At 66.2% G+C, this 16260-nt stretch carries 14 protein-coding genes; 6 read left to right on the plus strand and 8 right to left on the minus strand.

Going from position 1 to position 16260, the window contains the following annotated elements:
- Positions 1–56: 56 nt before the first annotated feature.
- From IB255_RS27280 to IB255_RS27300, 5 genes are all read right to left on the minus strand, one after another.
- Positions 57–1808, minus strand: a complete 1752-nt coding sequence (locus tag IB255_RS27280; protein ID WP_081517024.1) for a fumarate reductase/succinate dehydrogenase flavoprotein subunit — start codon at positions 1806–1808, stop codon at positions 57–59.
- Positions 1805–2554: a GntR family transcriptional regulator gene (locus IB255_RS27285; RefSeq protein WP_081517025.1), complete on the minus strand. Its 750-nt coding sequence runs from the start codon at positions 2552–2554 to the stop codon at positions 1805–1807. The genes IB255_RS27280 and IB255_RS27285 overlap by 4 nt, the downstream gene beginning before the upstream one ends.
- A 395-nt stretch (positions 2555–2949) precedes the next feature.
- Complete coding sequence (locus IB255_RS27290; RefSeq protein ID WP_081517026.1) at positions 2950–3837, minus strand: TauD/TfdA dioxygenase family protein; 888 nt, start codon at positions 3835–3837, stop codon at positions 2950–2952.
- 201 nt (positions 3838–4038) lie between these two features.
- Complete coding sequence (locus tag IB255_RS27295) at positions 4039–4944, minus strand: TauD/TfdA dioxygenase family protein (RefSeq protein ID WP_081517027.1); 906 nt, start codon at positions 4942–4944, stop codon at positions 4039–4041.
- Positions 4945–5001: 57 nt separating this feature from the next.
- Positions 5002–7371, minus strand: a complete 2370-nt coding sequence (locus tag IB255_RS27300) for a TonB-dependent receptor (RefSeq protein ID WP_081517028.1) — start codon at positions 7369–7371, stop codon at positions 5002–5004.
- Between the two features lie 311 nt (positions 7372–7682).
- Here IB255_RS27300 and IB255_RS27305 point away from each other — a divergent pair, with 311 nt between their 5' ends.
- From IB255_RS27305 to IB255_RS27315, 3 genes are all read left to right on the plus strand, one after another.
- Positions 7683–8603 (plus strand): LysR family transcriptional regulator, encoded by a 921-nt coding sequence (locus IB255_RS27305; protein ID WP_081517029.1) that lies wholly within the window; start codon positions 7683–7685, stop codon positions 8601–8603.
- Between the two features lie 208 nt (positions 8604–8811).
- Entirely contained in the window at positions 8812–9264 is a 453-nt protein-coding gene (locus IB255_RS27310; protein WP_081517030.1) for a DUF4124 domain-containing protein, read from the plus strand.
- An 86-nt stretch (positions 9265–9350) separates the two neighbouring features.
- Positions 9351–9797: a GNAT family N-acetyltransferase gene (locus tag IB255_RS27315; RefSeq protein WP_081517031.1), complete on the plus strand. Its 447-nt coding sequence runs from the start codon at positions 9351–9353 to the stop codon at positions 9795–9797.
- Between the two features lie 4 nt (positions 9798–9801).
- Here IB255_RS27315 and IB255_RS27320 read toward each other — a convergent pair whose 3' ends face one another.
- Positions 9802–10470 (minus strand): TIGR04211 family SH3 domain-containing protein, encoded by a 669-nt coding sequence (locus tag IB255_RS27320; protein WP_081517032.1) that lies wholly within the window; start codon positions 10468–10470, stop codon positions 9802–9804.
- A 309-nt stretch (positions 10471–10779) separates the two neighbouring features.
- On the opposite strand from IB255_RS27320, the gene IB255_RS27325 reads away from it, so the two are divergent.
- The gene (locus IB255_RS27325) at positions 10780–11115 is read left to right on the plus strand and encodes a co-regulatory protein PtrA N-terminal domain-containing protein (RefSeq protein ID WP_081517033.1); all 336 of its coding nucleotides are present in this window, start codon (positions 10780–10782) and stop codon (positions 11113–11115) included.
- 1 nt (position 11116) lies between these two features.
- Here IB255_RS27325 and IB255_RS27330 read toward each other — a convergent pair whose 3' ends face one another.
- Together IB255_RS27330 and IB255_RS27335 are read right to left on the minus strand one after the other, a co-directional pair.
- The gene (locus tag IB255_RS27330; RefSeq protein ID WP_192211122.1) at positions 11117–12502 is read right to left on the minus strand and encodes a heavy metal sensor histidine kinase; all 1386 of its coding nucleotides are present in this window, start codon (positions 12500–12502) and stop codon (positions 11117–11119) included.
- Positions 12499–13173, minus strand: coding sequence for a heavy metal response regulator transcription factor (locus IB255_RS27335; RefSeq protein WP_081517035.1), 675 nt, complete (start codon positions 13171–13173; stop codon positions 12499–12501). The genes IB255_RS27330 and IB255_RS27335 overlap by 4 nt, the downstream gene beginning before the upstream one ends.
- A 438-nt stretch (positions 13174–13611) precedes the next feature.
- Here IB255_RS27335 and IB255_RS27340 point away from each other — a divergent pair, with 438 nt between their 5' ends.
- Positions 13612–14823: a TolC family protein gene (locus tag IB255_RS27340; protein ID WP_192211130.1), complete on the plus strand. Its 1212-nt coding sequence runs from the start codon at positions 13612–13614 to the stop codon at positions 14821–14823.
- A gap of 171 nt (positions 14824–14994) precedes the next feature.
- Entirely contained in the window at positions 14995–16257 is a 1263-nt protein-coding gene (locus IB255_RS27345; protein WP_225595055.1) for an efflux RND transporter periplasmic adaptor subunit, read from the plus strand.
- The last annotated feature ends 3 nt before the right edge of the window (positions 16258–16260 follow it).

Genomic DNA, 16260 nt, shown 5'->3' on the forward strand with positions numbered 1-16260 from the left:
ACCCCCTCTCCCTCTGGGAGAGGGCTGGGGTGAGGGGCTCCTCGGCGAACGACCCACTATGCCGCCTCGCTCTTCACCCGCAGCTTCTCGTAAGCCTGTTGCTCATCCTCATCCAGCGCGATCACGTACGGCTCGATCGGCTTCTTGAAACTCGTCATCGCGCCGTCTTCGCCCTTCTTCAGGTGCGCATGGCAGAACCACTCGGCATCGTTGCGCAGCGGGTAGTCGACGCGGTGGTGGTACAGGCCCCAGCGGCTCTCGGTACGGAAGAGCGAGGCGCGCGCGGCCATCTCGGCGCAGTCGCGGATCACGCTGACTTCCATGGCGCGCATCAGCTCGTGGGGATTGTTCGCCTTGAGCTGCTCGAGGTCGTGGGCGATTTCGGCGAAGCGCTGCAGGCCGATCTCCATCTTCTTCGTCACCTTGGGCGGCTGCAGGTAGTCGTTGACCATGCGCCGCAGCTTGTACTCGACCTGCGCCGGCGGCAGGCCGTGCTCGCGCTTGAGCGGGGCGAAGACGCGTTCGCGTTCGCGCTCGACCTGGGCGGCATCGACTTCGCTGAACTCGCGCCCGGCCACGTACTGTGCGGCGTTGGCCCCGGCGAACCAGCCGTAGGTGAAGGCCCCGAGCATGTAGTTGTGCGGCACGGCGGCCATGTCTCCGGCCGAATACAGGCCCCTGACGCTGGTCTCGGCCTTCTCGTTGACCCAAACGCCCGAGGCCGAATGGCCGGAGCAGAAACCGATCTCCGAGATGTGCATTTCCACCATCTGCTGGCGGTAGTCAGTACCGCGCCCGGCATGGAATTGGCCACGGCTGGGGCGTTCGTTGCTGTGGAGGATGTCCTCGATGGTCTGGATGGTTTCCTCGGCCAGGTGGTCGAGCTTGAGGAACACCGGACCGTTGCCGCCTTCGAGTTCCTGGTGGAACTCCCACATCATCTGGCCGCTCCAGTAGTCGCACTCGATGAAGCGCTCGCCCTTGCTGTTGGCGGTGTAGCCGCCCAGCGGGCCGGTGACGTAGGCGCAGGCCGGGCCGTTGTAGTCCTTGATCAGCGGGTTGATCTGGAAGCACTCCAGGTTCGAAAGTTCCGCCCCCGCGTGGTAGGCCATGGCATAGCCGTCGCCGGCATTGGTGGGGTTCTCGTAGGTGCCCATCAGGTAGCCGGACGAGGGCAGGCCCAGGCGGCCGGCGGCGCCGCAGGCGAGCACCACGGCCTTGGCGCGGATCACCTGGAACTGTGCAGTGCGGCAGTCGAAGCCGAGCAGGCCGTTGACCGCGCCGTCTGCATCGGTCAGCAGGCGGGTGACCACCAGGCGGTTGGTGATCTCGATGCGTGCACGCTTGAGCTGGCGGTACAGCACCTTCTTGATGTCGTGGCCCTCGGGCATGGGCAGCACGTAGGCACCCATGTGGTGGACCTTCTTCACCGCGTAATCGCCGACTTCGTCCTTCTCGAATTTCACGCCCCAGCGGTCCAGCTGCTGGAGGGTCTCGAAGCTGTGGGTGGCATAGGCGTAGACCGCCGCCTGGTTGACGATGCCGTCGTTGGCGACGGTGATTTCCTTGGTGTACTGCTCGGGCGTGGCGTGGCCGGGAATGATCGCGTTGTTCAGCCCATCCATGCCCATGCTGATGGCGCCGCTGCGCTTGACGTTGGCCTTGTCCACCAGCAGCACGCGCAGCTCGCGGTTGGCTTCCTTGGCCTTGATCGCCGCCATCGGGCCGGCGGTGCCGCCGCCGATCACCACGATGTCGTAGGCGAGTTCCTTGTCCGCGGGTACCTGGGAGAGGTCGAACTGGCTCATTGGTGCTGTCCCTTGTGGCGGTCGATGCGCAGGCGGTACTGGAAGGCATCGCCGCGGTAGTAGAGGTGTTCGTAGTCCAGTGGCGCGCCGTCGGCGGTGTGGGTCAGGCGCTCGATGCGCATCACCGGCGAGCCTTCCTGCACCTCCAGCGCACGGGCCAGTTCGGCGTCGGCGAGGATGGCGTCGATGGCCAGGTCGGCATGGCCCAGGGGCAGGGCGCAGTCGTTCTCGAGGATCAGGAAGATGTCGCGGCTGACCAGGTCGGCCTTCTCCAGGCGCTTGCCGACGTGCTCGGGCAGCCAGGTGATCTCCAGCGACACCAGCTCGCGGTTGACCAGGCGGGCCCGCTTGATCTGCACCACGTTCTCGCCCTCGGCCACCTGCAGGCGGGCGGCGACCTGGGCGTTGGCCGGCACGGTCTTGAAGCTGCGCAGGCGGTTGATCACCTCGTAGCCGCGCTGGGTCATGGATTCGCCCAGGCCCTGCAGCGTGCTGACGTTCTGGAATGCCTTGGGCTTGGCGACGAAGGTGCCCTTGCCGTGGATCTTGAAGATCAGCCCTTCCTTCTGCAGGTCGCCCAGCGCCTGGCGCACGGTGATCCGACTGACTTCGAAGGCCTTGCCCAGCTCGGCCTCGGAGGGCATGCGGCTGAGCGGCGGATAGGTGCCGTCGAGGATGCGCGTACGCAGGACTTCCTTGAGCTGGCTGTAGAGGGGAACGGGGGAGAGGGGGAGTAGTTCGGCCATAGTTCATAACTTGTTATGACGAGTTGCCGAAACTATAAAAGGAATAATTGATTCAGGACAAGAAACGATTTGGCATAAGCATAGAGAGCGTTGTCTCCAGGGCTTTTCGGGGGATTGCGGCGGATATCGCTGGCGCGTATTCACCCTACGGGGCTGGAGGTTCCTACAAAATCAAAGGCCCCTCACCCTCACCCTCTCCCGCAAGCGGGAGAGGGGACTGTCCTGAGCGGTTCTGAAATCGGCGCTCGCCGGGTGACTTCATTTTCGCCAATCGCACCGAACGGCCCCCTCTCCCTTTGGGAGAGGGCTGGGGTGAGGGCAAGTCTCGCCGCGGATACTCCGGTTCGTAGGGCGCATAACGCGCCAGCGTTATCCGCCGCAGGTGGGACGGTGCCTCAGAACGGCCGGCTGCCGGAGAGACTGATGCGCTTCAGACGGCGCTTCTCGCTCGCCGGGAACGCATTGCGGCCATGCAGCACGGCCTGGTTGTCCCACCAGACGATGTCGCCGACCGACCACTTGTGGCTGTAGATCAGCTCGGGCTGCTGCAGGTGTTCGCGCAGTTTCTCCACCAGCGCGGCGCCCTGCTGCGGGTCGGCGCCGGGGATTTCCACTTCGGTGTGCACGGAGAGAAACAGCACGCGCTTGCCGTTCTCCGGGTGGGTGCGCACCAGCGGGTGTTCGGTGCCCTGGATCGGCTCGATGTCCGGGGTGCGGTAGCGCACGAAGGTGCCGTTGTAACCGCCACTCTTCAGGCGGATGAATGGGTTGTAGTTGATCAGGCGCAGCGGGTCGATCTCGGCGCGGGTTGCTTCATCCAGCGTCTCGTAGGCGCGGGCGAGGTTGGTGAACTGGGTTTCGCCGCCGGTCCTGGGCACCTCCAGCGCGTAGAGGAAGGAGCCGGAGGAGGGCACCGGGGTCCACTGGTGGTCGACGTGGGCGGGCAGCGCGAAATTGCCCAGCTCGCCGTCTTCGGTGTTGGCCACCTTGACGATGTCCGGGGCCTTGCCGTCGGCGCCGGAGGACAGCACCGGCACGTCGGCGGGCGGCTGGAACACAGCCCCGAACAGGGTGGCGAAGCGCAGGTACTGCTGGTCGTCGAGCTGCTGGTCCTTGAATATCAGGATGTGGTGCTCGCGGTGGGCCTGCTTGATCGCCAGGATCTGTTCCGGCGTCAGCGGCTCGCGGGCGTCCAGCCCGCGCACTTCGGCGCCCAGCGGGGCGTCGAGGGGGACGATGGCGAAGGGTTCGGGGGTGGATTGCTGGAGGGCGGATTGGGTCATCTTGCAGTGCTCCGTTCAGGCATGGGCGGCCCTCTCCCTAACCCTCTCCCTGAAGGGAGAGGGGACTGGATCGGTGCCAGGCGAAACCACGAGCCAGTCCTGCGCCGAAGTGGCAGGACTGCACGGGAGATACGCTTCAATCGGATACTCCCTCTCCCTTCAGGGAGAGGGCTGGGGAGAGGGTTCGTCGGCAGAGGACCTTCAAATCTTCTTGATCGTCCGGCTGCGCTGTCCGTCGACGCCCACCGGCACATCCCCGTCGAGGGTCACGCGGCGCACGATGCGCGGCTGGGTGCCGTAGTCGTCCACGGCGTAGTGCTGGGTCGCGCGGTTGTCCCAGATGGCCACGTCGCCCGGCTGCCAGCGCCAGCGCACGGTGTTCTCCAGGCGCGTGACATGGCTCTGCAGCACGGCGAACAGGTGCGCCGAGTCATGCTGCGAGAGGCCTTTCAGACGCTTGACGAAGTGCCCCAGCAGCAGTGTTTTCTCCCCGCTGACTGGATGCACGCGCACCACCGGGTGCTCGGTCTCGTAGACGGTGGAGGTGAACACCTTGCGGTACTCCTCCAGGCGCGCCGGGTCGAAGTTCGGGCGGATGCCGGCGTAGTCGTACTCGTTGCTGTGCACCGCCCAGAGCGAATCGGCCAGGGCCTTGAGCTCCGGCGTCAGGTCGTCGTAGGCGCTGGCGGTGTTGGCCCAGACGGTGTCGCCACCGGCCTCGGGCGCCACCACGTTGCGCAGGATCGAGGCCTTGGGATAGGCGTCGACGAAGGTCACATCGGTGTGCCAGGAGTTGGCGCGGCGGCCCTGGGCGCCGTCCAGTTCCAGCAGGTAGTGGGTGCCTTCCTGCACCGGCACGGTGGGGTGGGCCACCGGGTTGCCGAGCAGCTGGGCGAAGGCCTCCTGGCCCTGGTCGTCGAGGTGCGTCTGGCCGCGGAAGAAGATCACCTTGTGCTTCACCAGCGCCGCCTGGATGGCGTCGGTGGTGGCGGCGTCCAGCTCGCCGGACAGCTTCACGCCGCGAATCTCGGCGCCGATGCGGCCGGCAACCGGGTGGATGTCGAGGCTTACTGCGTGCTGCTGGATAGCTTGTGCTGCGTTGCTCATCTCATCGTCCTCTTGCTGTGGCAATAGAGCCGCGCGCCGGGGCGCGGCGGATGGGGATCAGAAGTCGTAGCGAACCGAGGCGCCCAGGGTGCGCGGCTGCCCCACCGAGGCGGTATAGGAGCCGTTGATGCTGGCGAAGGCGGCCAGGTAGTAGTCCTTGTCGAAGGCGTTCTTCAGCCAGACCGAAGCATCCAGTTGGCCGTCGCCGAGGTCCTTGCGCAGGCCGACGGAGAAGTTCGCCAGGCCGTAGCCGTCGATCTTCGAGAGCTCGGAGTTGTCCAGCGTGCCTTCGGCCTCGGAGCGGTAGGAGTAGCTGCCGGTCACGTAGGGGCGGATGCCGTCATCGAGGTTCCAGGCGTATTCGCCGTTGAGGTTGGCGATCCACTTCGAGGCGCCGACCACGCGGTCCCCGGTGAGGTCGCAGGTGGCCGGGGCATTGGGTTGAGTGGAGATTTCCGCCGGGCACGGGGCGTCCTTGAACGACAGGTAGGTGACGTCGTTGTAGGAGCCGTTGAAGTTCAGCGTCAGGCCGCGAACGGGCAGGGCGGTGGCCTCGAACTCCAGGCCGCGCGAGCGCACGCTGCCGGCGTTGGAGAGCACCGAGACCAGCTGGGTCGAGCCCGGCGGCTGGTACAGGGTGGTCGCCTGGTAGCCGTGGATGCCCGTCCAGAAGAGGTTGGTGTTGAGCTGCAGGTGGTTGTCGAACAGGGTCGTCTTGATCCCCAGTTCGGCGTCGTTGGCGCGTTCCGGGCCGACCAGCAGCGAATCCGCGCCCGCCGTCGGGGCGCTGGCCACGGCCAGGTTCACACCACCGGATTTCTCGCCATGGGACAGTGAGGCATAGCCGAGGAAGTCATCGGTGAACTGGTAGCTCAGGCTCAGCAGCGCCGAGGGCGCGAAGCTGTAGAGGCTGAGGTCGCCCGAGTCATACGCGCCCAGCTGGTTGCGCCGTACCACGGCGCCGACGCCAGCTACCGGTGCGCCGCCGACCGGGTCGAAGCGCTCGACTTTGGCGTCCTTCTCCTCGTAGGTGCCGCGCAGGCCGGCGGTGAAATCCAGCTTGTCGGTGAGGTGCCAGGTGCCCTGGGCGAACAGGGCGAAGCTGTCGGTCTCGATCTTGCCGTTGGCTTTCGAGTAGGTGTTGTTCAGCGCATTCAGGTCGGTGCCCAGCAGGTAGCGGTCGGCCAGCGGGCCGTAGCTGGTGAAGGTCTTGTTGCCCAGGTTCTGATTGAACGCATAGGCGCCCAGCACGTAGTCGAAGAAGCCGCCGGTGGGCGAGGCCAGGCGGATTTCCTGGGAGAACTGGCGGTCGTGGACTTCCACGCCGGTGTTGTTGATCGCCGAGACGTCGAGCTGCTCGTCGTTGGCCGGGGTGAAGTGCCAGTAGCGGTAGGCGCTGATGGAGGTCAGCTTGTAGCCGCCATTGAGGTTCCAGTTGGCCTCCACCGAGCTGCCGCCCTGGTGCACGCTGACATGCTGGCGAGCGTTGATGTTGACCTTGTGCCGGTCCGGATCGCGCACCGGCGAGGCACCCACCGAGGCGGCACGCTGCCAGAAACGGTCGGCGGCGCCGTACACCACCATGCTGCCGTTGCTGGAGTCCTCCTCGTTGTAGTCGTTGATCCAGCGCAGGTCGAAATCCTCGTTGGGCTTGAACAGCAGCTGCCCGCGGATGCCCTGGCGCTCGCCGCCATTGAGGGTGTTGTCGTCGTGGATGTTCTTGATGTAGCCGTCATCGCGGGTGCGGTAGGCCGAGACGCGCCCGGCCAGGGTGTCGGTCAGGGCGCCGGAGACGCTGCCCTTGCCCTGGAAGTAGCCGTCCTGGCCACCGGAGACCTCGACGCTGCGCTCGGGGGTGAAGGTCGGCGCGCGGGTGCTGATGTTCAGCACGCCGGCCGTGGTGTTCTTGCCGAACAGCGTGCCCTGTGGGCCGCGCAGCAGCTCAAGCTGCTCGATGTCCAGCAGGTCGAACACCGCCATGCCGGGGCGCCCGAGGTAGACGTTGTCCAGGTAGACCCCGGCGCTGCCTTCCAGCCCGTCGCTGGCCGGGTTGTTGCCGATGCCGCGCACGGCAATGCTCGACTGCCGCGCGTGAATGAAGGCCACGTTCACGCTGGGCAGGATCTGCTGCAGGTCCTGCACCTTGTAGACGCGCTGGGTCTCCAGGGTCTCGCCGCCGACCACGGTGATCGGCGTGGGCACCTTCTGCGAGTCTTCCTCGCGGCGGCGAGCGGTGACGGTGACCTTGCCCAGGGTGGCGTCGGCCTTGGCGGGCGCTGCGCTCACGGGCTTGGCAGTATCACTGGTAGTGCTGCCGTCCTCGGCTTCCTCGGCGAATACCGGCAGGGCACCGCCCAGGGCCAGCAGGAAAATGGCCTGGCGCAGCCGGTGGGGCTTAAAGGGGAAGGGCGAATGTCTCGAAGTCATGCTGTGTCCTTGTCTCTGCACGCTGTTCGCGGGCAAAACGGGGCCGCGCCAGGCAAAAGTGGCGAACGACGTTTTTTCGTTGTGGGTGGGTGCGGCTTTGGCTGTCAGCGACAGCGGGACAGGCACATTCGCGAGGAAAGGAGGTGCAGGGCTGGCATCGGGCGACTCCTGGTCTGAGCTATATTCTTAGTTCATAAAAGAATATATGTTTGCTTTATTCTTCGTTGACGGAATAAGAGCTTGCATTTAAAACCAGCGCATACCCAGCGGCAAATGCCTTTGCCCACTATTTTCAATGCCGGAAATGCATCATGGATCTGCGCCAACTCCGCTACTTCATCGCCCTCAACGAACACCGCAGCTTCGTTCGCGCCGCCGACGCCATGGGCATCACCCAGCCGGCGTTCAGCCGCAGTATCCAGGGCTTGGAGCAGGAGCTGGGCTGCCGTCTGGTGGACCGTGGCAGCAAGGACCTGCGTCCGACCCCCGAAGGCCAGGTGGTGCTGCAGCACGCGCTGAGCCTGGTGCAGGGCGCCAATAACCTGAGCCACGCGGTGGCCCGTCTGAACAAGCTGGACTCCGGCGAGCTGCGCTTCGGCAGCGGGCCGGCGCCGGCGCAGAAGCTGGTGTCCGATGCAGTGTCACGCTTCGTCCAGCGCTACCCGCGCATCCACATCCAGTTCGGCGTGGACAACTGGGAGCGCCTGGCGCGCAGCCTGAGCCGCGAGGAGATCGAGTTCTTCGTCGCCGACATCCGCCATTTCGAAGCCGACCCGAACTTCCAGACCCGCGCGCTGAAGCCGCGCAGTGGGCTGTTCTTCTGCCGCGAGGGGCACCCGCTGCTGGCCAAGGAGAGCCTCTCCACCAACGACATGTTCGCCTATCCGCTGGCGGCCACGCTGATCCCGCCCAGCGCGCGGAAGATGCTCGCCAACCTCAGCGGCAAGATCGACATCAGCACCAACGTGCAGTGCGAAGACATGGCCTCGCTGGTGCGCATCGTCAGCCAGACCGACGCCATCGGCATCGCAGTGGAAGAGGCGCTGAGCGAACCGATGGCGCGTGGCGAACTGGTGCGCCTGCACTTTCGCAACCTGCCGCAGAACGTCGACATCCTCCAGGCGCGCTGCGGGATCGTCACCCGCAGCGGCGACCGCCTCTCGGCGGCGGCGCGGGCGATGATCGAGCTGCTGGCGAACCTGGATGCGGGCGTGGAAAGCGAGGTGGCGTGAGGCAGCGGCAGAGTGCCTGACGCCGGCCCTGCCGGTGGATCGCGGGCGTGGCGCGCTGCCGCGACTTGAGCCAAGACCGTGCCGGAAGGATTTACCGAACCTTTACAGAGCCCCCAAGAACTCGCTCGGACAGTGCATGTCAATCTGATAGCAATCCCAAGGGTCCTGTTTACAGGCATACCAATGGAGTGGTCAGGAGCATTGCATCATGCGCTTCCCATTCGTCGTGGTCCTTCTGGCCGCGCTGGGTTTCAACACCGCGCAAGCCGAGATCTACAAGTGCACTGTCGAAGGTCGAACGACTTTTTCCCAACATCCCTGCTCCGCCGATGCAATCCTCGTCAAACCCGCTATTTCTCCCCAGCCGACCGACGAAGAGCTCACGCAGCAGGAGGCCGCCAACCAGTCTGTTCGCGTCGCAGCAATGGGGCGCTGGAAATTCCACAAGGTGACGTTCCTGCGCAAGAGACTCAGCAGCCTCGATGGCCGCATTGCCGCATTATTAAAGGAGCGGGGCGCGCGCCTGGATAATCTGCAGCAGGATGCGCTGGCTGAAATTGACGTCGTGAATCTGCAATACAGCGTGGACCTGCAGCGCTTGATGGAGGAGCGAGCGGACGTCAAATCACGCCTGGAAGGTATGCTGAGTGCGCCGAGATGAGATTCGGTCGATTCTGCCAGTTGCCACCGGGACCTGACGGATGCGATGGTCAGGTCGTACTGCTTGTTCCTGCCATGGAAACTGCAATGAGCCTCTCGCTCCGCCCCGCCCGCATCACCGATGTCCCCTTCGTCCAGCGTGGCGAAGAGGCCTATATCCGCCAGTGGGAGCCTGCCCATGAGGAGCGCTGGCGAGAAGACTTCGACCGCCACCTGGCGCGCTGGCTGGAGCACTTCGAGCGGCTGACCATCGCCGAGTTCGATGGCGAGAGCGTCGGCTACAGCCTCTGGTTGCCCGAAGCGGGCAGCGCGGAGCTCTGCACCCTGGGCGTCAGCGAGGCTTGGCGGGGAAAGGGCGTCGGTGCAGCGCTGTTGCAACGTTACATCGCCGATGCCCGGCAGGAGGGCTACCTGCGGCTGAAGCTCAGCGTGCGCCCCGACAACCCGGCGCGGCGTCTGTACGAACGCGCCGGATTCGAACCGCAGGGCAGCGACGCCCTGGGTTACCGGCAATACGAATTGCGCATCGACTGAAGCGTCAGACCCACTCGGTGCTACGTTTGCGGCGCACGCGCAGCATGGTCGGCAGGATCAGCCCGGCGAGCAGGCCGGCGCCGGCGATGCTGCCGCCATAAGCCATGTAGCGCATCAGCACCTGCTTGTTCTCGTCGCCCAGTTGCGCCTGGGTATCGCGCAGCTGCGAGCGCGCCTGGTTCAGCTCGGCGTCCAGCGCGCTGCGCGCGGCCTGCAGCTCATCGATGAGCTTCTTGCGCGCGTCCAGGGTTTCCTGCATGCCCTGCACACGGTTCTTCCAGGAGTCGTCGATGGTCTGCAACTGGGTGGTCAGCTCGGTGACCTTCTGTTCCAGCGAGGGCAGGCGTTCTGCCTGACCGGGCTTCTCCTGCAGGTCCTTGCTGGCGATCCACACGGTGCTGCCGCTGTCGCTGCGCACCTGGCTGTAGTCGCCGGAGGTGCTGACCAGCTGGACCTTCTGCCCGGAGGTCAGGGTGCCGACGATGCGGTAGCCGTCGGTGGGGCCGCTGCGCACGTAGGTACTCAGACTGTCGTTCACCCAGCGCGCGTTGCTGGCGGGCTCCTCGGCCTGGGCCGGAGCGCCGGCGGCCAGCAGGCTGGCGAACAGGCAGGCACCGAGGGCGCGGGTCTGGAGGGGAGAAACTCGTGCGGGGAAGCGACGCGATAGGGACATGGGCAATCTTCACATGACTTGGAACGAAACCCGCCTTGCGGGAGCGAAAACGTCGGCCGGGCAACTTATTGAGAACTGACCGGGTGGCCAATGGCCAGGAAATCCACCCGGGGGGCCGACAGCACACAGACAGTTGTCGGACGCCGAGAGTTCACCGTTGGGAAAATGCACGGATGAGTGGTGGGAAATTGCCTGCTTTGCCGCAGTGGCTCGTGCGCCGGATAACCGAATCGTCATCCTTGCCTCAGCTTCCCGTTAGCGGCGGCCTCTTAAGGTGGAGCCACTTTCAACCACCACGAGGTGACTGCCATGAAACTCTCCCGCATCTTCCTGACCGCCGCCCTGCTGGGCGCTTCCTCCCTGGCCCTGGCTGACGGTGGCGGCGACATCACCTTCGCGCGCATGGAGCAGGCCCGCCAGCAGGTCATGCAGGCCCGCCAGGGTGCACCTTCACCGACGCAGATCGCCGAGGCCAAGCAGTACACCTACGGGATGAACCTGGACATCGCCGAAGTCGTGGCGGTGACGCCGATGAGCAGCGACTGCGGCGTGGTGCCGGTGCAGCTGCGCTACAAGGACTCCTTCGGTGACGAACAGGCCATCGAGTACCGCACCGAGCGCGTTGCCTGCCGCGCCACCCGCTGACTCAGTCAGGTGAAGCGGGGAATCTCAGGAGGAAGCGCGTCGGCCCTTCCTCCGAGCTCTGCGCGCTGGCCGAGCCCAGGTGCAGCTCCATGATCGAGCGCACGATGGCCAGCCCCAGGCCGGTGCCGCCCTGTGCCCGCGAACGGCCCTTGTCGACCCGATAGAAGCGCTCGAACAGGTGCGGCAGGTGTTCGGCGGCTATGCCCGCGCCGGGGTTCTGCACCTGCAGCGTCACGGCTTCGCCATCGTCCCGCACCTGCACGCTGATGCGCTCGCCCCCGGGCGTGTGGCGGATGGCGTTGGACAGCAGGTTGGACATGGCGCGCTGGATCATCAGCCGGTCACCCACCACCCGCCCGTGACCTTCGATGACGATGGAGAGCGACTTCTCCTCGGCACTGAAATCGAACAGCTCGGCGACCTTCGCTGCTTCTTCCTCCAGCTGCACTGGCTCCTGCGGCAGCAGCGCGCGCGGATGACTGACCTGGGCGAGGAACAACATGTCGCTGACGATCCGCCCGACCCGTTCCAGTTCCTCGGTACTCGCCGCCAGCACCGCCTCGTACTCTTCCTTTTCCCGTGGCCGCGACAGCGTCACCTGAGCCTTGCCCAGCAGGTTGCCGATGGGTGAGCGCAGCTCGTGGGCGATATCGTCGGAGAACTGCGTGAGCTGCTGCACGCCGCCATCCAATCGGTGCAGCATCAGGTTCAGTGCCCGCGCCGCCTTGCCCAGCTCCCGTGGCAGGTCCTGCAGCGGAATGCGGTGGCTGAGGTCCTGGGTGGTGACCAGCGAGGCCACCTGGCCGAACTGGCGCAACGGTAGCAGGCCGCGCTTGGCCACCAGGCGCGCACCAAGGGCGATCAGCAGCAGCAACGGCGGCACCGCCAGCCAGGCCGAACGCAGGAAGGCGCCAAGCAGGGCGTCGTCGTCGCGCCGATCCAGGGTCAGGAACACCCGCAGGCTGTTGCCGTCGCGCAGACGGACAAGGCTGCGTTCGGTGAGCAGGCGGCGACCGTCCGCCGTGGTCCAGCCAAAGGCGCGGCCGTTGCCGGCGAACTCGTCGAGTTTCGGCAGGTCGGTAGTCGGCCCGCTGCTGAATTGCGCCGGCCGTCCGCGTTGCTCATCGAGCAGCGCGGCGCTGAGGTTGTCGTGGCCCATCAACTGGTCCTGCAGGGCATGGCCGCGCAGGGGCAGGGCGGCGAGGCCGGGGTCGGCCTCCAGCGCGTGGCGCAGTTGTCCGAGCTTGTCCTCCAGCTCGCGGTGGGCGCGCTGGTCCAGCTGATGGTCGAGGGCGAGGTAGGCGAGGGTGAGCAGCAGGACCATCAGCACCGACCCCAGCACGCCGACCCACAGGCCGATGCGCAGCGACAGGCTGGCCGCCTTCATGCGCGGGACTCCAGCACGTAGCCGACCCCGCGCAGGGTGTGGATCAGCTTGTCGGCAAAGGGATCGTCGACCTTCGCGCGCAGGCGGCGGATGGTGACTTCCACCACGTTGGTGTCGCAGTCGAAGTTCATGTCCCAGACCAGCGAGATGATCTGCGTGCGCGAGAGCACTTCGCCGCTGCGGCTCATCAGCAGGTGCAGCAGGGCGAACTCCTTGCTGGTCAGGTCGATGCGCTGGCTGTCGCGGTAGGCGCGATGGCGGCCGGGGTCCAGCTCCAGCCCGCCGATCTGCAGCACTTGCGGCTGGTCGATGCGTTCGCTGCGGCGCATCAGCGAGCGTACGCGGGCCAGCAGTTCGGGGAATTCGAAGGGCTTGAGCAGGTAGTCGTCGGCGCCCAGGTCGAAGCCTTTCACCCGCTCGGTGAGACGGCCGCGGGCGGTGAGCATCATCACGCGGATGTCGCTGTGCTGGCGCAGGCTGGCGAGCACATCCCAACCGTCCATCTGCGGCAGGTTCACATCGAGGATGACCAGGTCGTAGGCGCACTGCCGGGCCAGGTGCAGGCCGTCGACGCCGTTGTCGGCGCGGTCGACGACATAGCCGCTTTCGCTCAGTCCCTGTTGCAGATAATCGGCCGTCTTGTGGTCGTCCTCGATGAGCAGGATTTTCATGGATAGTTACCCGGTAATTACGTGAAGAGTGGTGCCGCAGGTGCAGGGAAGTTCATGCCGCCAACGAGAAAGGCGCGCAGTCTAGAAGCTGTAGCGACTTCAGGGTCAACCGTGGTGATGTCGCACTTCTGGCTGGGGGCGGAGTACTGAAAGTTCTGTAGGTCGCTGGTCTGTAAGGGATTTCAGAAGGGCTTCAGTTTGTCCGGAGTGCCGCGAATTGTTTCCTGAAGTTACCTGGAAGAGGCGCGGGGCCTTTTTAAATACATACAACGGGAAGTCGGCAGATGGCCAATTACATGTTTGTAATTATCCAGTCACCTTGTCGCTAGAGAGGCACTTCTAGATTCGCCGGTGGAAATGACGGGATGCCGTCGAAGTTGACTCCACCGTGCGAGGTTCGCCGTGTTTTCAAGACGTACTGGATTTGCCGTGCCGGCAATGCTGCTGGCGTTGCTGCTCTGGCAGTTGCCAAGCGGGGCGCAGGCCCGCGAGATCGGCATCGAGGATGCCCTGCAGGCCGCCGCCAGCGGCAACCCCGAGCTGGCCGCCAGCGGCCGGGAAATCGGCATCGCCCAGGGATTGCGCGAACAGGCCGGCCTGCTGCGCAACCCGACGCTGTCCTGGGACCAGGAAGGCACGGATTCGCGCAATCGCACCACCACGATCGGTATCAGCCAGCCGCTGGAGCTGGGCGGCAAGCGCGGCGCGCGGGTGGAGCTGGCCGAGCGCGGCCAGGATGTTGCCGCACTGAGCCTGCAGGCGCGGCGCAACCAGCTGCGTGGCGAAGTGATCGCGGCTTTCTACACGTCCTTGCGTGCCCAGGAGCGGGAGCGCCTGGCACAGCAGTCGGTGGAACTGGCGCAGCGTGGTGTGACTGCGGCTGAGGGGCGCGTGCGTGCTGGCAAGGCTCCACCGCTGGAGGCCAACCGCGCGCAGGTGCAACTCGCCGAAGTACGCCTGGAACAGTCCCGCGCCCGCCGCGAACGAGCCGACGCCAACCAGGCACTGGCCGCGCTGATGGGCTTGGCACTGCCGGATTTCAGCGGCGTGCGCAGCGACAGCGTCGAACCCTTGCCCGGCCTGCCCAGCAGCAATCAGCTGCTCGACCGCCTGGGCGACAGCGCGGAGATGCGTCTGGCACAGTCCCGCATCGATCAGGGCGAGGCCGCTGTGCGGCTGGCGAAGACCCAGCGCATTCCCGACCTCGACGTCAGCGTCGGCACCCAGGAGGCCATCGACGCCGGCAACCGCGACCGCATCGCGGTGATCGGCTTCAGCCTGCCGCTGCCGCTGTTCGACCGCAACCAGGGCAACATCCTCGCCGAATCCCGCCGCGCCGATCAGGCCCGTGACCTGCGCAACGCCACCGAACTGCGCCTGCGCCAGGAAACCCAGCAGGCGCTGCAGCAGTGGAGCACCGCCCAGGGCGAGGTGAATGCCTTCCGCCAGACCATCCTGCCCAGCGCCCAGACCGCCGTGGAGAGCGCCACGCGCGGCTTCGAGATGGGCAAGTTCGGCTTCCTCGAAGTGCTCGACGCCCAGCGCACCCTGATCACCGCCCGCGACCAGTACCTGCGTGCGCTGGCCCAGGTCAGCGATGCCTGGGGACGGATCGAAAGGGTCTACGGCGATGTCGGCGCGGCCCGCTAAGCGCCGCTGCGCCTGGTTCGGTCTGCTGCTCGTGAGCCTGACACCGTCTGCCGCCGCGCCGACCGTGAGCCTGCCCGTGCACTGGTGCGTCCACGACCTCTTCAGCACCCTCCATCACCCTGCGGTGCCTGCGCTACGGCGCGGCGCCGGCGGAAATTTCCCGGAGCTTCCATGATCAAGAAAACCCCTCTCGCCGCCGCCGTTCTGCTGGCCTCCGCGCTGGGCGTCAGCGCCTACGCCTGGATGGGCAGCGAACAGGCCGGTGGCAGCCACCTCGACGACGCGACCCATGCTGACGGCGAGCACCACGGCAACGCCGCGCCGACGCGCCATGCCGAAGCGCCAAGCCATGCTGATGCTGAACATCACGCTGCGCCACCGGTCAACGCCTCCAGCGAAGCCGAGGAGGAGGGCCTGCACCTGAGCCCCGCACAGATCGAGGCCGCCGGTATCCAGCTCGCCACGGCAGGGCCGAAGGCGCTGGACGAGGCGTTCAGCCTGCCCGGCGAGATCGGCTTCGACCAGGACCGCACCGCCCACGTCGTGCCGCGCACGCCCGGCGTAGTGGAATCGGTGGCGGTGGACCTCGGGCAGAGCGTGAAGAAGGGCCAACTGCTGGCGGTGATCGCCAGCCAGCAGGTCTCCGAATTGCGCAGCGAGCTGGCCGCCGCCCAGCGCCGGGCGAGCCTGGCGAGCAAGACCTTCGAGCGCGAACGGGAGTTGTGGCAGGAGAAGATTTCCGCCGAGCAGGACTACCTGCAGGCCCGCCAGGACCTGGAAGAGGCGCGCATCGCGCTGGCCAACGCACAGCAGAAAACCAATGCGCTGAGCGGCGTGTCGGTCAGTGCCGGGGGCAATCGCTATGAGCTGCGCGCGCCATTCGACGGCGTGGTGGTGGAGAAGCACCTGGTGCCCGGCGAGGTGGTCAGCGAGACCACGGCGGCTTTCACGCTGTCCGACCTGTCGCGGGTCTGGGCCAGCTTCAGCGTGGCGCCGCAGGACCTGGCGCGGGTGCAGGTGGGCAAGCCGGCGCGGGTGGAGGCGGCGGACCTCGGCATGCAGGTCGACGGCCGCGTCAGCTATGTCGGCAACCTGCTCGGTGAGCAGACCCGCAGCGCGGTGGCCCGCGTCACCCTGGCCAACCCTGATGGCGCCTGGCGCCCTGGCCTGTTCGTCAATGTGCGGGTGAGCAGCAATGCGCGTCAGGTGCCGGTCGCGGTGCCGGAGCAGGCGATCCAGGAGGTGGAAGGCAAGCCCAGCGTGTTCGTGCGCAGTGCCGAGGGCTTCGACACGCGGCCGGTCGATCTCGGCGTTCGCAGCGCAGGTCTCGTCGAGGTGCTGGCCGGGCTTGTCGCCGGCGACCAGGTGGCGACCGAAGGCAGCTTCATTCTCAAGTCGGAGCTGGGCAAGAGCTCGGCGTCCCACGCGCACTGACGG

Origin of the sequence: Pseudomonas sp. PDM22 (assembly GCF_014851965.1) — a bacterium.
GTDB lineage: Bacteria > Pseudomonadota > Gammaproteobacteria > Pseudomonadales > Pseudomonadaceae > Pseudomonas.

Bases quoted from the DNA above. Each gene is read 5' to 3' on its own strand.
- IB255_RS27280 (WP_081517024.1), bottom strand. From the start codon at position 1,808: ATGAGCCAGTTCGACCTCTCCCAGGTACCCGCGGACAAGGAACTCGCC.
- IB255_RS27285 (WP_081517025.1), bottom strand. From the start codon at position 2,554: ATGGCCGAACTACTCCCCCTCTCCCCCGTTCCCCTCTACAGCCAGCTC.
- IB255_RS27290 (WP_081517026.1), bottom strand. From the start codon at position 3,837: ATGACCCAATCCGCCCTCCAGCAATCCACCCCCGAACCCTTCGCCATC.
- IB255_RS27295 (WP_081517027.1), bottom strand. From the start codon at position 4,944: ATGAGCAACGCAGCACAAGCTATCCAGCAGCACGCAGTAAGCCTCGAC.
- IB255_RS27300 (WP_081517028.1), bottom strand. From the start codon at position 7,371: ATGACTTCGAGACATTCGCCCTTCCCCTTTAAGCCCCACCGGCTGCGC.
- IB255_RS27305 (WP_081517029.1), top strand. From the start codon at position 7,683: ATGGATCTGCGCCAACTCCGCTACTTCATCGCCCTCAACGAACACCGC.
- IB255_RS27310 (WP_081517030.1), top strand. From the start codon at position 8,812: ATGCGCTTCCCATTCGTCGTGGTCCTTCTGGCCGCGCTGGGTTTCAAC.
- IB255_RS27315 (WP_081517031.1), top strand. From the start codon at position 9,351: ATGAGCCTCTCGCTCCGCCCCGCCCGCATCACCGATGTCCCCTTCGTC.
- IB255_RS27320 (WP_081517032.1), bottom strand. From the start codon at position 10,470: ATGTCCCTATCGCGTCGCTTCCCCGCACGAGTTTCTCCCCTCCAGACC.
- IB255_RS27325 (WP_081517033.1), top strand. From the start codon at position 10,780: ATGAAACTCTCCCGCATCTTCCTGACCGCCGCCCTGCTGGGCGCTTCC.
- IB255_RS27330 (WP_192211122.1), bottom strand. From the start codon at position 12,502: ATGAAGGCGGCCAGCCTGTCGCTGCGCATCGGCCTGTGGGTCGGCGTG.
- IB255_RS27335 (WP_081517035.1), bottom strand. From the start codon at position 13,173: ATGAAAATCCTGCTCATCGAGGACGACCACAAGACGGCCGATTATCTG.
- IB255_RS27340 (WP_192211130.1), top strand. From the start codon at position 13,612: ATGCTGCTGGCGTTGCTGCTCTGGCAGTTGCCAAGCGGGGCGCAGGCC.
- IB255_RS27345 (WP_225595055.1), top strand. From the start codon at position 14,995: ATGATCAAGAAAACCCCTCTCGCCGCCGCCGTTCTGCTGGCCTCCGCG.